This is a genomic window from Clostridium hydrogeniformans DSM 21757 (assembly GCF_000686705.1).
Classification (GTDB): domain Bacteria; phylum Bacillota; class Clostridia; order Clostridiales; family Clostridiaceae; genus Clostridium_Z; species Clostridium_Z hydrogeniformans.
This window is the reverse complement of sequence record NZ_JMLJ01000014.1, coordinates 47,524-63,073: the sequence shown is the minus strand read 5'-3', so window position 1 is coordinate 63,073 and position 15,550 is coordinate 47,524. Positions and strand designations below refer to the sequence as shown.

Below are 15,550 nucleotides of genomic sequence, written 5' to 3'. Positions count from 1 at the left end.
CCCCCTAAGTCTATGTAAAAATCCATTATATAATATTCTTTCCCTTCTTAAACCTCAAGTAATATTGAATTAATCTATAGGTTTTAGCTTTTCTATAGATCAGTATAAGGTTTTAAGTTGAAAATTTAATTTATACCTCTTGAGGAATCAATATAAATCAATAAATATTTAATGAATAGGTTAAAATTTATTCTTAAATCCCTATATGAAAAATGAACTTATCTAGAAACTTCACTATATATAAATTCACTTTTCATATAGCATGGTATTTATAATCCTTACATTAAACTCTAATCCCTATAGGTTTTCCTCTATGAATAACTCTTCTATTTTTTGTAAATATTTATATCTCTCCTATTGGAAGAGTGCTGCACCCCAAACTTCCTCCTGCCTTTTCAATTTCCTCATAAGGACAATATATAGTTCTATAACCCTTGCCTTCTAAAAACTCTGCCATTTCTAAAACTCCAGTTACTATCGTACCATCTTTAAGCTTTACAAAATTAGTGGCTAGTTTATCGCTTAAAGGTTTTCCTATTTTATAAAGCTTTTTTACATATCTATTTAATATATGATTATCATATACGTAATCTGATGTTACTCCTTCTCCCTCCCTTAAAACATTAAATACACAATCTAAATGTAGTTTTTCCTTATTAAAATTTATAGGAATTACTTTCATATCTATATTCTTTTCTATTAAAACTTTCTGCACCTCCTCTATTCCTTCCTTAGAGGTTCTGTCGCTTAATCCAATAAATATATAATTATCGTAAAGAATAACATCCCCTCCTTCAATGTTATTTTTCATAGTATAATATTGTATTTTATGTTCTTCTATAAACTTTAAAAGAGGATTTATTTCATCCTTTCTATTTTCATCTTTTAAATTACTTACAAAGAGTATCCCACCTATAAAAAATCCTATATCCCTTGTAAAAACTTGACTTTTGCTTTTTGAAAAATTTATAAATTTAAGGTTAACTTGTTGGTTTATTAAAATATTTATAAAATTATTATATTCATTGATCATCTTTTCAAAATCAATATTATCCTTATTAGGATTTTTCTCATCTAAAATTTGAAAATTATATGGATAACTTACTATATAACTATTCAACCTTATACCTCCTAACCATAAAGTTTTAATATTAGTTTCTGTAGTTAACCTTATTTATATTACTGAATTACAAATAACATTAACTACCTCTTTTCTAAATGTATTTTCTCTTATAAAATAAGAGCCTATATTTATTCTTTTATAAATATCTCATTAAATAAACAGGAATTAAATATGATTATTCATTTAGCTTACATATAAAAACCCAAAAGCTTTTAAACAATATATAAGAGGATAGAATTTTAAAATAAAATTCTATCCTCTTGTTTTAATTTATATTTCAAACTTTTCAACTAATATGTTTAAATTACTTGAGTGTTCCTTTAGTATTTCAGCTTCCCCAGTCATTTCCTGAAGTCCAGAAGACTGTTCTTCTGATGCTGCACTTACTTCTTCTGTAGTAGCAGCAGTTTCTTGTGATACCGCTGCTACTTCTGAAATTTTTGTAACAACTGTATTTTTGCTCTTGTTTATCTTATCTAGGGAAAGAGTTACCTCCTCAATATTCCCCTCTAAGTTTTTAATACTATCATCAATAATTTTAAATTTCACCTTTGTTATTTCTAATTTCTCACTAGTCTCTTTATTTAGTATTTCTGTATTTTTAGTTTCCTTATATAGTTCATCTATACTTTCTTTTATCTCTTCAATGACAGTATTTATTTCTTTAGCTGATTCTGATGATTGCTCTGCCAATTTTCTAACTTCATCAGCTACTACAGAAAATCCTCTTCCTGCTTCTCCAGCCCTTGCAGCTTCTATACTAGCATTTAATGCTAAGAGGCTTGTTTGTTCAGTTATGGATTTAATTACATCTACTATTTTACCTATCTCCTCTGATTTACTGGATAGTATATCAACCTTTGAGGATATATATTCACTTGCTTTTTTATTATTTTCATATTTTTCACTAAGCTCTTTTATAGAGAGTAATCCTTCCTTAGAGGAGTTTTTGACTTCGCTCGAAAGACTATCCATGGTTTTAGCACTTCTTAAAGAATTATCAATGAATTCTTCTAAGTTATTTACAACTCCTACACTATATTCAAGCTCTGTTGCTTGAGTTGTTGCCCCCTCAGATATTTGTTCTATTGACCTTGCTACCTCTTCTCCAACCTGACTTGATTGACTTACTATATTAAATAATACATCTGCTCCATTATTAACCCTATCTGCTGCATCTTTAACCCCTTTTAATAAGTCTGTCATATCATCTATTAAGGAATTTACAGCCTTAACAATAGCATTTATCTCTTTGTTATAATAATCTTTTATCTGAGCCTTTTCTCTAAAATTACCATTTTTAATTTTATTCAGTATACCTACTACTTCATTAATAGGCTTTGTTAACCTTTTTGTGAATATCTTAGAGGATACAGCTACACATACTATAATTAGTATAAACATAATTATAGATACATCCATACCCTTTAAAACTACTTTAATAATTTCATTTTTAGGCATAAAAGTTACCATAATTAATCCTGTTTCTTTATCAAAATCCTTGTACACAAAGTAATTCTCATCTTTAATTTTGATGTCTTTATTCTCATTATCCTTAATATCTAAAACTTCTTCTATCCATGGCTCATCCTTTTTATTTTTACCAATTAGACTACTATCTTTATGAGCCACAATACTTCCCTCTTTACTTAAAACCACTGCAAAAGTGTTATTTCCAAACTTTATATTATTTACAACCTCTGAAATTCTATTAAGCTTTTTATCTAGAGCCATAACCCCTATAAATTGATTCTTATCATTCTTTACAGCTTTTGAATAGGTTATGACCATTTCACCTGTACTTATATCTTTGTAGGGTTCTGATATAATTACTTTATTTTCATTCTTCATTGCTTCCTCATACCATTTCCTAGTCCTAGGATCAAAATCCTTAGAAAACTCAGTCTTTGGTGCTGTAATAATATTTCCATAACTAGTTGCCATGGCAGTAAATAGCACATCATCGTTGGTTTTTATATATGTATTTAAGTTTTTCTCAAGCCAAATAGCCTCATTATTTTTATTCTCTATAAGTCCTGAAAGATTAGCATCTATAGATATATAATTTATATCCGAAGTACTATTCTTATTATTTGAACTCAAAGCTTCCTTAACTATTCCTAAACCATTTTGATTTATAATATCTAAATCATTTCTTAAGGTATTATTAAGGACATAGAAGTTAACCCCTGCAACTATTAATATTGGAATTATAGAGGTTAAGGCAAGAAGTAATATGATTTCCTTTTTTATACTTTTTTCTTTCTTCATTTTCATTTTTTTTATTCCCCTCTTCCATAGGTTATATCCCCTAGGCTATTGTGTCTATTTAAATAGATACAATAAATAGATCTTTATTCTAAGTCATTCTTACTAAATTTTTTATAGCTATTTAGTAGCTTTAGGGTTATACTTATAAAACTTTCTCTTTATGTATATATCTTATTTAATAACTTCTTAGTATTCCTAAGCTTAAGTAACTACACAGAAAATATTTTTATGTGTAGTTACTACCATAGTTCTATATTAACTTTTTTACATACCATGCATCACAAGAAAAATGCTCTGTTTTCAAAAGTGGCTCCTCAAGTTCTTTGAAGCCATTTTTTTTATAAAACTTATTTGCTGATACCATAGATTTTAATGTTTCTAAATAACATAACTCATAGTGTTCTTTTGCAAAATCTAAGGATAGGTCCATAAGCTTTTGCCCTACACCTAATGCTCTAGCCTCTGGTAGTAAATACATCTTTTGAAGCTCACAGGTTCCTTTAAGTTCTTTAACTGGAGCTATTCCACATCCTCCTAGTATATCCCCCTCATTTTCAACCACCCAATACTTGGTACTCTCTTTACTGTAAGCATTAGATAAAGTTGAAAGTTCAGGATCTGCCCAGGCAAAGCCTTCTCTATTTGCCCCAAACTCCGTTAAGCACTGTCTTATTACCCTCTCTATAGACTTATTATCCTCTTCTCTAATTTCTCTTATAACCATTTTAATCCTCCCATCCTAAGTAAAAATACGATTTTATAAATTTAAACTTAATCTACCATAATTGTTTATTTTCAATACAATTATAAATTTTAAGAATACTTCTTGTTAATAGATATTTTCGAAACTATCTATTAAAACCTTAGGTTAATTACTTGTACATATTAAAGTCAATTATAGGGTTTTTAATTAAAGACTTATTTTATATAATGATTTAGGTTTAAAATTAAATTATACATATTCCTTCCTAAAGTAAGATAAATCAAAGATATTTTCAATAAACAAATTAAAAACTTACATTAAAATTATATACACTCTTTAAAGTTTTAAATAAAAATATTGTGTTTTTTAGTATTTAAATATACCATCCCATTAATTTAACTTACTTATTAAGAATATTATAGATACTTAATATGTTATTTACAATAATTTATTATATAATTATGAAAATTTCTTATTTTTATAATTATAAATTTATCCCCCCTTAGCTTATTGCTAGTATATCTTTTATTTCTTTCATAGTGATTTAAAATAAACTAAAAACCAAAGTGTATTTAATTAAATTTATTATTTTTATAATGATTTATTTGACACTATAAGAATATTGTGGTATAAATATAAAAAACATATTATAAATTCAGTGAAGAGAAGCAGTAGGTTATAATATCTGTTCCAAAGAGAGTTGACATTTGGTGAAAGTCAATGTGCAGTATATAGCTGAAAATCATCTCTGAGAAGCAAATCTGAAACTTAGTAAGATTTGATGGATTCCACCATTAAAAGGAAGGGGTATCATAGGTACCTTTAATTTAAGTGCTATAAGTTTAGTTATTTTTACTGAATTTATAGAATTAGGGTGGTAACGCGAGTAAGCCTCGTCCCTTTTTGGGACGGGCTTTTTTTATTTTTAAAATTATAGGAGGTGGTATGGTGGATGGTGACATAGACATTGATATTAATATTTTATATACACTACACATCAATAATTTATTTGGAGGAATTAATTATGAATACTTTATCAAAAAAGAATTTACTTTTAGTAAGCTTAATGCTATTTTCAATGTTTTTTGGAGCAGGAAACCTAATTTTCCCGCCTCTTCTTGGACAACTTTCCGGAGATAATATGATATTATCTTTAATAGGCTTTTTAATCTCTGCCGTTGGTTTACCTATAATGGCTGTTGCAACTGTTGCAAAGGCTGGTGATCTTCAAACCTTAGCAAGTCGTGTTAATAAAACCTTTGCTTTAATATTTACTATATTGATTTATTTATCCATAGGACCACTTCTAGGTATACCACGTGCTGGAAGTCTAGCCTTTGAAATGGGGGTAAGTCCTTTTTTACCTAAAACCTTAAGTGGAAGTTTTTTACCACTTTTTTTATATACCTTAGTTTACTTTGCCATTGCCTATTGGCTTAGTATAAATCCTAGTAAACTAGTAGATCGTTTCGGTAAGTTTTTAACTCCAACCATACTAGTTCTTATAGGAGTTATATTCCTTGGCAGTTTAGTAAAGCCTATAGGAAGTTTTAGCCCCCCATCATTATCCTATGCTGAATCTCCTATACTAAAAGGATTTTTAGATGGCTATCTTACTATGGATGCCATAGCTGCTCTTAATTTTGGAATAGTTATAACCTTAGTTTTAAGGGAAAAAGGACTTAATTCTGAAAAAGCCTTAGTATCTAATACAATAAAAGCTGGTCTTTTAGCCGGAATATTTTTAACCATAATATATGGGATGCTTTCTTATATAGGGGCCTCTTCTACCACAAGGTTTGGTATGGCTGAAAATGGAGCAATTACCTTAACAAAAGTAGTTTATTATTTATTTAATGATAGTGGAATTGTGATCCTTGGAATAATCTTCTCTTTAGCTTGCTTAACTACTTCTGTTGGACTTATAACCTCTTGTAGTAAATATTTTAATACCTTAATTCCTAGAATAAGCTATAAAAACTTTGTTGCAATATTATCAGTATCTAGTATGGTATCTGCAAATATAGGTTTAACTAAAATTCTTCAAATTTCAGTGCCTATATTAAATGCTATATATCCTATGGCTATTATTCTGATAACTCTTGCCTTTACCCATAACATATTTAAAGGTTATAAATCTGTTTATTTATTCACTATGATATTTACTGGATGCTTTAGTATATTGGATGCCATAAATCATTTAGGAGCTAAAATAGGATTTTTAGACTATATGCCTTTTGCCTCTAAAGGGTTACCTTGGATTCTTCCATCACTTTTAGGAATATTACTTGGATTCCTATATGGATTTATAAAAGAATACTCTTTAAGAAAAGCACTATCAAAGGATATTGTAAAATAAAACATAATACTTGGAGATTATAACTATTAAGATAATTGAACTTAACGCCTCCTTATTATTCTAAATATTTTCTTTAAATAATAAGGAGATAATAAACTCTTTTAATAAGTATAATATTCTAGAAATACTATATTCTATTAATAAAAGTGCAAACTTAAAGGATTTATCACTATATAAGAAACATTTAGTGATAAATCCTTTATTACCTACTTTTTAAGGACAATTTTTCTCTATTTCACTTTTTAATCTATTTATTTCCTTATCCTTAGCCTCTATTTCTTTATTATACTTTCTCTCCATCTCTCCTAAATCTTTGTTTAGTAAATTTATAAATGATGCTATCTCATCAGCACTTCCTGCGATCCTATTAAAAAGAAGTAAATTCTCAGCTAATACCTTTGGTATTTCATTGTGACTATATCTTAGCTGATGATCAATTTCCCCATAGCCTTCCTCAAATATGGTTCTTACTTGAACCTCTGCTATAACCTTTTGACTTGTTGGATAAAATTCTATTAAATAGTGTACAGATCTATACCCTGATTTTCTAGATTTTATTTCTATTCCAAGATCCTCAAAACCTTTTCTATCATCACCATCTCTAATATTTGCAGTTATCTCAATAACTTTCCATGTATCTAATATAAACTTATGTATATCTTCCCAATCTTGTTTAAAAATATGTATTGCCCTTATACCTATAAGATCATTAATTTCTTCTTTATAATTATCTATAGAAAATTGAAAGTCTTCTCCGTATTTTAACTTTCTATCCTCAGTCTTTCTAATTACCTTCTCAATTAACCTCTCTGTATCTTTAACCCTAGATTTAACTGTATGTATCTTATTATGAGTTCTTAATATATTTGAAATAAAATCTGCTTGAGTTTCATAGGTTCCTTTGTAAATATTAAAGTCATCATATATATCTTTTAAAACATTCCATTCTATATTATTCTTAATTATCTCTTCTTCTATAGAAGGATACTTCTTTAGAAATTCTTCTTTTATAAGTTTATTTTCCATATAAAATCTCCTTACTTAAGTAACTTCTTATATTATATTCTTTCTCCTATATCCATGCAATAATTAATACGCTTCTTATATATATTACAATAATACTATCCATTAATGCCATCAACAATATGATTGTTACATCTTTATGTATTAAATCTCTGTGTTTAAGGACTAAAATTGTTTAATCACTAATTTTAATTTATAATTTTAATAAAGATAAGTATTTTTATATAATCGTCTTCTTATCTTTATCCTTATGTAAAACTATTCTATTTGGAGGTGCAATTATTGAAAAATTTATTTTTATATTATCTAGTATTTATAAATATTATTGGATTTTTATCTATGTATTTAGATAAGATAAAAGCAAAAAAACATCAGTGGAGAACTAAAGAAAGTACTTTAATACTTATTGGAGCTTTAGGCGGAAGTATAGGGTCTATATTAGGAATGTATATATTTAGACATAAAACTAAACACTTAAAATTCACCTTAGGTATACCTTTTATAATATTAATTCAACTGAGCATAATTATTTATTATTATAAGTTTGTTTAAATAAATTATGCTTTTATAATTTATACATTATAGGAATATATCTATCTATTATGAAATACTAATTTATTTATAAATTAGTATTTTGCTATAATGCTTCTATATCACACCTATACTCTAATTCTAAATCTCTAAATATAATATATGAACTATTTATTTTCTTAAATAATCCCCTTTAAGGAAGTTGGTGAAATTGTAAATTTTTCTAGCAATTTAATAACATAACGAGTTAAGTTATAGCTTACTAATATAATAAAACAAATATTGTGTTTATCGTAATATTTGTTTTAATTTGAATATAATTACAAATTATGTTATTATATACATGTAAGCAAACCAATTAAAATTAATTAAATAAAAGGGGGATTATGTATATGAAAGCTTTTAGAAGAATAGCAAGTACATTATTATTATTCACACTTGTTTTTGGCGGTTCTTCACTTATGTTTTCTAAACCAGCAGAAGCCAGGACTACAACAGTCGTAACTGGAACTGTAACTACTGCAACATTTGGTGGAAAAATAATGAGTCAAACAACCAAATATAGTCATGGCTGGCCTGCAGAACCTAGGTCAGATTCATTTATAGTTGTAAAAAAAGAATACCTAGGTACAAGTTATTACTCTCCAACAGATGGGAGCGTTCCTAAAGGAACTACTATAGCAACTGCTACTTATAGATATACTATAACAGAACGTTTCTAGTTTACTTATTAAATGAAAGAGATGTATGCATGCGTGTACATCTCTTTTTTTTACAAGTAACACATTAACTTTATTATACTGCTGTAGAATAGTATAATTTTAGTGGGTCAAATAAAAAAATATAATTATAAATCAAGAAAAAAGACAACTGGTATATACACTTCCGAAAAGGCTATGTAATTTGCAGTTATTAAGCCTTTATTTTTTATGTTTAAAATCTTTAGTTTCTTACTCTCTATCTAATAGCATTTCTTTTATACTTAAAGCTTTCCAGCCCATGTATTTTCTGTAACTGTAACTGAACTATGTCCTAAGATTTTAGACAGTGTAAATATATCTCTACCGCTTAGTAAAAATCTTTTAGCAAAGTTATTTCTAATTTGGTGACAAGTTATATTATTTTCTAGTCCAGATTTAATACAATATTTCTTTAAATTTTTTTCAAGATTAGTGACTGAAAAATTGCTTCCTCTAGTGGTACAAAATAAATTATTATTGCTAAAATATCTATCTTTATAATCAATCCATCTTTTTAAATAATTCCATATAGTCATACTGAAAAACACATACCTATCTTTTCTACCTTTATTTATCTCACTTGGAATAAATATTGCTTTTTTATCTAATAACACATCATCAGTTTTAAGATTTAAACACTCACCTATCCTCATCCCTGTATCCATTAACAATTGAATTATTATATAATCCCTATATTCTTCATATTTGGTTAAATCTAATCCTTTTGATAATTTATTGAAATCTATGTCCTTTATCTCATTCTTAGGCCTCCTAGAATGCTTATATTGCCTTATAGGTATACTTGCATTAGTATTTATAGCTCCATTTTCATACAAAAATGTAAAAAACACTTTTAAGTTCCTTAAGTAATTATTTACTGTCCACATTGATACTTGTTTCCCAAAATCTTTTCTATTAGCTGGATTATTACTATATATTGTCTCTAAGCTACTTATATAAGAATATTTACCTCTATCTACAGTGAATTTTAAATAATTCTTTATGTGTTTTGTTGTTACAGAACAAGAACTAAATATTTTTTCCTCTTCCTCCATATACTTAGAAAATAATCCTATTGTGCTTTCATAACTTTTCATGGTTTTAGGTCTTAAATCCTTGTTACTGCAATGAATCATAAAATCGTTTATAGAATCATCAAATTTTAATATGTTCTTTGTAACTCTAGGCAAAAAAATACACTTCCTATCAGTTCAATTCAAAAACTGACAGAAAGTGTATTTAAACTTTAATACTTATTTGATGGTATAAAAATATGTTGGTTGCATACATTTATATACTCTTTCTAGTTAAAAAAATTCTTATAAATCCAGTTATATCAATTATTAATGTTAATACTAGCTTACCTTATTTTTAAGTCTTAATTTATCAGCTACCATTGCTATAAATTCACTATTTGTTGGCTTGCCTTTATCATTGTGTATAGTATAGCCAAATATTCTATTTATTGCTTCTACTTGTCCTCTTCCCCAAGCCACTTCTATGGCATGACGTATAGCTCTTTCTACCCTACTTGCTGTGGTATTATACTTTTTAGCTATAGATGGGTATAATTCTTTTGTAACTGCAGATAATAACTCCATATCATTTACCACCATAGTAATAGCTTCCCTTAAATACATATACCCCTTAATATGTGCTGGTACCCCTATTTCATGAATTATGGTTGTTATTTCTGACTCTAAATCAATAGGTTCTTTCTTTGATGATTTAAATTCACTATTATCAGTGTTAGATACAGTTTTCTTTGACTCTTCACTACTTATAGTGTTGTTAAACATTTGTCTTATTCTTTTTGTGAATACTTCCATATCAAACGGTTTTATAACATAGTAATCTGCCCCAAGAGTTATAGCTCTTTGAGTTATTTTATCTTGTCCAACTGCTGAAAGGACTATTATTCTTGGCATAGGATCTAAGTTCATGGTATTTAGTCTTTCTAAAACACCAAGTCCATCTAAATGAGGCATTATTATGTCTAGAACTACAAGTTCTGGTTTTCTCTCCTCAATAAGCTTTAATGCTTCTAATCCATCCTTAGCTATACCGATTACATCTATGTCCCTCTGATTTAATAAATAATCGTTTAATATATTGCAGAATTCCTTATTATCATCTGCTATAAGAACTGTTATTTTAGAATCTTCCATTTTACTACTCCCCTTTGACTTTTATTCCATTTCTTAACAATTTATTTATTCGATAAAAAACTTTTAAATCCTTCTTTAGATTTGAATTTTGTAAATATATATATATAATATGAATAGTATAGTACATTATACCATTCATATTATTATATTACTCTTAATTCTATTAAAATACCACTATTTTGATAAAATATTTGAATCTTTTATCATCCATTCTATATATATTCCATACCCTGTATCAGGCTTATTGATTAACACATGAGTTACCGCTCCCACAATCTTATCATTTTGAATTATAGGACTGCCACTCATACCTTGAACAATTCCACCTGTTCTTTCTAATAATTTAGGATCTGTTATTTTAATTATCATACTTTTTGCTCCAGGAGCCTCTTGATATAATAGCTTTTCAATAACTATATCATAATATTGTGGCCCATTTTCATCTATAGTTGTTATTATTTTGGCTTTTCCTTCTTTTATTTCATTTCTTAGTCCTATTTTTAATGGCTTATCAGAAATAGATTTATATATATTATCAGTTCCTACCCCAAATACTCCACACTCTGTATTAAAGTTTATATTACCAAAACTTTTATCTTCATTAACAAATATACCCTTAAGTTCTCCAGGATTTCCTTTTATCCCTTTTCTTACATTTATAATAGAAGCTTCCACTATGCTTCCTTTGCCTACTTTAAGCACACTATTAGTGTCTATATCTGTTATAGGATGGCCTAAGGCTCCATAGGCACTAGAATCCTTATGATAGAAGGTAAGTGTTCCTACTCCAGCTGTGGAGTCTCTAAGCCAAAGACCTATTTTATATTTATCTTCGTTATTAAATTTAATGGGGTTTAGTTCCTTTTCAAAAATTTCTCCTTTTCTTTCAACTGTTAATTTTACCTTTGCTCCTTTTTCCTCATTTATAATTTTAATTAATTCATTAGATGCATTTACTTCTTTATTATTTGCCTTCAGAATTATATCTCCAATATTAAGTCCTGCTAATGCTCCTGGACTTTGTATTTTTCCATCGTCTCCCCTTACATCTGAAAAAGCTACCACTAAAAGTCCCTTAGTATTCATTTTTATTCCTATAGGAGTTCCTCCAGGATAAAGTTCTAAATCTGGAATTTTGCTAACATTAACATTTTTAATGGGAACCATACCTAGAAGTTTAACCTGTGTTCTTCCTCCAAGTCCCTTGAAATTATTTACTGGCGCTGATTTCTCTAAAGTAAATAATTTACTTATTTTTGTATTTTCAAAATTTCTTACATAAATTGTACTTGGTATAGCTTTTACTTCAATATAAAGGGCAAGAAAAATAATTAAAATAGGAGTCAATATAGAAGTTAATTTAATTATTGACCTTTTTTTCATTCTATCGCCTCCCTTTCTCTATTTTTAAATTGCCCGGTTTTTATTATAGTTATGCTGTGATAAGTCTGTTATTAAAGTAAAAGTATTAAGGTAAATCCTAATTTATATTTATCTTTAAATATTTAAAATTAATAGATTATTATACTAGTATAAAAATTTTCAAACAAAAAAAACCATAAGATAAAACTTATGGTTTAATTTGCCCATTAATTCAAAATTTTATGTATTTTTAACTTCTTAATCCGCTCTTTTTTTTCTCTGCCATATCTATAAGTTCCTTTGAGTTTTCTAAGGTAACCTTAGTAACCTCAACTCCACCTATCATTTTTGCAACCTCAACTATTTTTTCTTTATCACACAATTTTTCTACCCTAGTAAAGGTCTTATTGTCTATAACTTCTTTACTAACTAAATAATGATTGTCTGATATACTTGCTATTTGTGGGAGGTGAGTTACACAAAACACTTGATGTTTTGTTGAAATAACATACATTTTCTCCGCTACTGCTTGGGCTATTCTTCCACTTATCCCTGTATCTATTTCATCAAATATAACAGTTGGGATAGAATCCTTGTCTACAAAAACAGTTTTAAGAGCTAACATTATTCTTGACAGCTCTCCTCCAGATACTACTTTCTCTAAAGGTTTAATTGGCTCTCCTGGATTTGTAGATATTAAAAATTGAACTTTTGAACAACCATTACTTCTAATTTCTTCTTCTAATTCTACATTTATAACAAAATTACTTTTTTCAAGACCTATATACTTAAGCTCATTAGCTATATTTTCTTTTAATATATTAGAAAATTCTTTTCTTTCTTTATGCAGTTCTAATCCTATATTTCTTAAATTATCTTCTATTATTCTTTTCTCTTCTTCTAATTTCCTAATTATCTCTTCACCATTAACTAACTCTTCATATTGATCTTCTAATTCTCTCTTATATTGTAATAATTCTGTTATGGAATTTTTTCCATATTTCTTTTTATAGCTCCCTATAATATATATCCTTCTATTAATTCTTTCTAGTTCATCTTCATCATATATTATAGAATCCCTTAAATCTCTTATATCTCCTATCACTTCTTGAAGGGTAAAATATATATTTTCTATAGTTTCCCCTAAATTTTTAACCTTCTCCACATGATTTTCTACAGATTTTATATCTTTTATCACTGTGTTTAAAGAATCATAAATAGAACTATTTTCGTCTCTAGTATCGTATAATAGCCTATAGGAATTGTTAAGGGCAAAGCTTATTTTTTCAGCATGAGTAAGGATGTTGAACTTTTCTTCAAGTTCCTCTTCCTCTAATGGAATTAATTTTCCTTCTTCAATATCATCAATTTGATATTTTAAATAACTTGACAGCTTTTCCCTATCCTTATTTCCTTTACATCTATCTATTTTATTATTTATTTCTAGATATTTATTATACTCTTCATCATACTTAAGTCTAATATATTTTATCTTATCTATTCCATAATAATCTAAGTAATTTATGTGATTACTACTATCTAAAAGATTTTGATTTTCATGCTGACCATGTATATCTAGTAATGTCTCTGATATACTTTTTAATTTAGCTATCATCAAAGACTTTCCATTTACCTTTACTACACTTTTGCCACTTTGGAATGACTCCCTACTTATTATTACTAAATCTTCATAATCTATTTCTAATTCCTTTAAGACTTCCTCAGTTTTACTATTTTTAATAGCAAAAATAGCTTCTACAAAAGTTTTTGTTTCACCTGTTCTTATAAAATCTCTATTAAACTTTCCACCTAAAACATAATTAACTGCATCTATTAATATGGACTTACCTGACCCTGTTTCTCCTGAGAGTATATTGAAACCTTGTTCAAAATTAAGAGATAGGTGTTCTATTAATGCAAAATTATTTATATTTAATTGTAATAGCATCCTTTCCCCACCTTAAAAAATATTATTCTATCATCTCGTTAATTTTTTCTACTAATTCCTGTGCTTTATCCTTAGTTCTTGTAAGTATAAATATTGTGTTATCTCCTGCTATGGTCCCAGCTATTTCTACAGGGTTTAATATATCTAAAGCTTCTGCTGCCCCTCCAGCTGCTCCTGATATAGTCTTAATTACAACAAAATTATCTACACATTCAACATTAAGCACAGTGTTAGAGAATATATTTACAAGTTTACTAGAAAGATCTCTAACATCCTTTTCTACAGCAACATATTTATATTTGCCATTATGTGAAAGTACCTTGGCAAGTTTTAGATTTTTTATGTCTCTGGACACTGTAGCCTGAGTTACATCAAACCCTGAAGCCTTTAACTCTTCTGCAAGCTCTTCTTGAGTTTCAATATCCTTTGAATTTACTATCTCTATAATTTTCTTATGTCTTATTGATTTCAATTTTTATCACCTGCACATTCCATTGTTCTCCATAATATCTTATTTCGTAATATAGAAAAATAGTCATAGTCCTCTAATCTAATAAGTTGACAATAGTGTTCACTTTTAGTTATACTAACCTCTTCTATACCATCAAGCTTTGTAGCTTCTTGTCCATCAACAGTAAGAAAAACACTTTCATTTCCTTTTCTAACCTTTATATTTAATATATCAGTTGCAGGAAGTATTAAAGGCTTTATTCCTTGAGTATGTGGACATATTGGAGTAAGCTCAATCACATCTAAGGTTGGAAAAATAATTGGACCTCCTGCCGATAAGGAATATGCTGTAGATCCTGTTGGAGTAGATATTATTACCCCATCTGCCATAAATGATCCATAAAAAATATTATTTACCTCTATATCATGTCTTATCATTCTAGATAAAGTTCCCTTTGATATTACTATATCATTTAAAGCATCAAAGGATAGAAAAGAATTATGCTTTTTAAACTTGCAGCTTAACATTGTTCTCTTTTCTATTGAGAATTCTCCTTTAGAAATTTTTTTAATTGCTTCTATAAATCCCGATACCTCTACTGCTGTTAAGAATCCTAATGTGCCTATATTTACTCCTAATATGGGAACATTAAATTTACTTACTTCCCTAGATGTACTTAACATTGTGCCATCTCCACCTAAAGATATTATGAAATCTAAATCTTTTGATGCCTCACTATCTAAATTTTTAGAGTCCTTAAAAATAATTACATTACAATCCATATAGGTTTTTATTATTTTTAAAATTTCTTTTAAAATTTTTTCATCCTTATCCTTTGAAGTATTTATATTTAGTCCAACATTTTTCATAA

The 15,550-nt window shown here is 27.8% G+C and carries 13 protein-coding genes and 1 other annotated feature; of the genes, 3 read left to right on the top strand and 10 right to left on the bottom strand.

Features of this window, described 5'->3' with window-relative positions:
* Positions 1-343: 343 nt before the first annotated feature.
* From BR69_RS0109150 to BR69_RS0109140, 3 genes are all read right to left on the bottom strand, one after another.
* A complete protein-coding gene (locus BR69_RS0109150) occupies positions 344-1,120 on the bottom strand; it encodes a dimethylarginine dimethylaminohydrolase family protein (RefSeq protein ID WP_051623554.1) in 777 nt (258 codons plus the stop codon).
* Between the two features lie 273 nt (positions 1,121-1,393).
* A complete protein-coding gene (locus BR69_RS0109145; RefSeq protein WP_242840676.1) occupies positions 1,394-3,400 on the bottom strand; it encodes a methyl-accepting chemotaxis protein in 2,007 nt (668 codons plus the stop codon).
* 244 nt (positions 3,401-3,644) lie between these two features.
* Positions 3,645-4,118, bottom strand: a complete 474-nt coding sequence (locus tag BR69_RS0109140) for a GNAT family N-acetyltransferase (RefSeq protein WP_027632925.1) — start codon at positions 4,116-4,118, stop codon at positions 3,645-3,647.
* A 628-nt stretch (positions 4,119-4,746) separates the two neighbouring features.
* Positions 4,747-5,001: a binding site (T-box leader), on the top strand.
* A 120-nt stretch (positions 5,002-5,121) separates the two neighbouring features.
* Here BR69_RS0109140 and brnQ point away from each other — a divergent pair.
* The gene (gene brnQ, locus BR69_RS0109135; protein WP_027632924.1) at positions 5,122-6,456 is read left to right on the top strand and encodes a branched-chain amino acid transport system II carrier protein; all 1,335 of its coding nucleotides are present in this window, start codon (positions 5,122-5,124) and stop codon (positions 6,454-6,456) included.
* A gap of 213 nt (positions 6,457-6,669) precedes the next feature.
* On the opposite strand, the gene BR69_RS0109130 is transcribed toward brnQ, so the two are convergent.
* Positions 6,670-7,482, bottom strand: a complete 813-nt coding sequence (locus BR69_RS0109130) for a RelA/SpoT domain-containing protein (RefSeq protein WP_027632923.1) — start codon at positions 7,480-7,482, stop codon at positions 6,670-6,672.
* 279 nt (positions 7,483-7,761) lie between these two features.
* Here BR69_RS0109130 and BR69_RS0109125 point away from each other — a divergent pair, with 279 nt between their 5' ends.
* Together BR69_RS0109125 and BR69_RS0109120 are read left to right on the top strand one after the other, a co-directional pair.
* Positions 7,762-8,031 (top strand): DUF1294 domain-containing protein, encoded by a 270-nt coding sequence (locus BR69_RS0109125; protein ID WP_027632922.1) that lies wholly within the window; start codon positions 7,762-7,764, stop codon positions 8,029-8,031.
* A 371-nt stretch (positions 8,032-8,402) separates the two neighbouring features.
* Complete coding sequence (locus tag BR69_RS0109120) at positions 8,403-8,732, top strand: hypothetical protein (RefSeq protein WP_027632921.1); 330 nt, start codon at positions 8,403-8,405, stop codon at positions 8,730-8,732.
* A gap of 260 nt (positions 8,733-8,992) precedes the next feature.
* Here the strand turns inward: BR69_RS0109120 and BR69_RS20255 are convergent, their stop codons facing one another.
* The 6 genes from BR69_RS20255 to BR69_RS0109090 all read right to left on the bottom strand — a co-directional run bounded on the left by BR69_RS20255 (position 8,993) and on the right by BR69_RS0109090 (position 15,548).
* On the bottom strand, positions 8,993-9,940 hold the full coding sequence (locus BR69_RS20255) for a tyrosine-type recombinase/integrase (protein WP_051623553.1): 948 nt from the start codon (positions 9,938-9,940) through the stop codon (positions 8,993-8,995).
* A 165-nt stretch (positions 9,941-10,105) separates the two neighbouring features.
* The gene (gene spo0A / locus BR69_RS0109110) at positions 10,106-10,918 is read right to left on the bottom strand and encodes a sporulation transcription factor Spo0A (protein ID WP_027632920.1); all 813 of its coding nucleotides are present in this window, start codon (positions 10,916-10,918) and stop codon (positions 10,106-10,108) included.
* 174 nt (positions 10,919-11,092) lie between these two features.
* Entirely contained in the window at positions 11,093-12,301 is a 1,209-nt protein-coding gene (gene spoIVB, locus BR69_RS0109105) for a SpoIVB peptidase (RefSeq protein ID WP_027632919.1), read from the bottom strand.
* Positions 12,302-12,530: 229 nt separating this feature from the next.
* Complete coding sequence (recN, locus tag BR69_RS0109100; protein WP_027632918.1) at positions 12,531-14,228, bottom strand: DNA repair protein RecN; 1,698 nt, start codon at positions 14,226-14,228, stop codon at positions 12,531-12,533.
* A 22-nt stretch (positions 14,229-14,250) separates the two neighbouring features.
* Entirely contained in the window at positions 14,251-14,700 is a 450-nt protein-coding gene (locus tag BR69_RS0109095) for an arginine repressor (protein WP_027632917.1), read from the bottom strand.
* A complete protein-coding gene (locus BR69_RS0109090) occupies positions 14,697-15,548 on the bottom strand; it encodes an NAD(+)/NADH kinase (RefSeq protein ID WP_027632916.1) in 852 nt (283 codons plus the stop codon). Before BR69_RS0109090 ends, BR69_RS0109095 begins: the two co-directional genes overlap by 4 nt.
* Positions 15,549-15,550 lie beyond the last annotated feature (2 nt).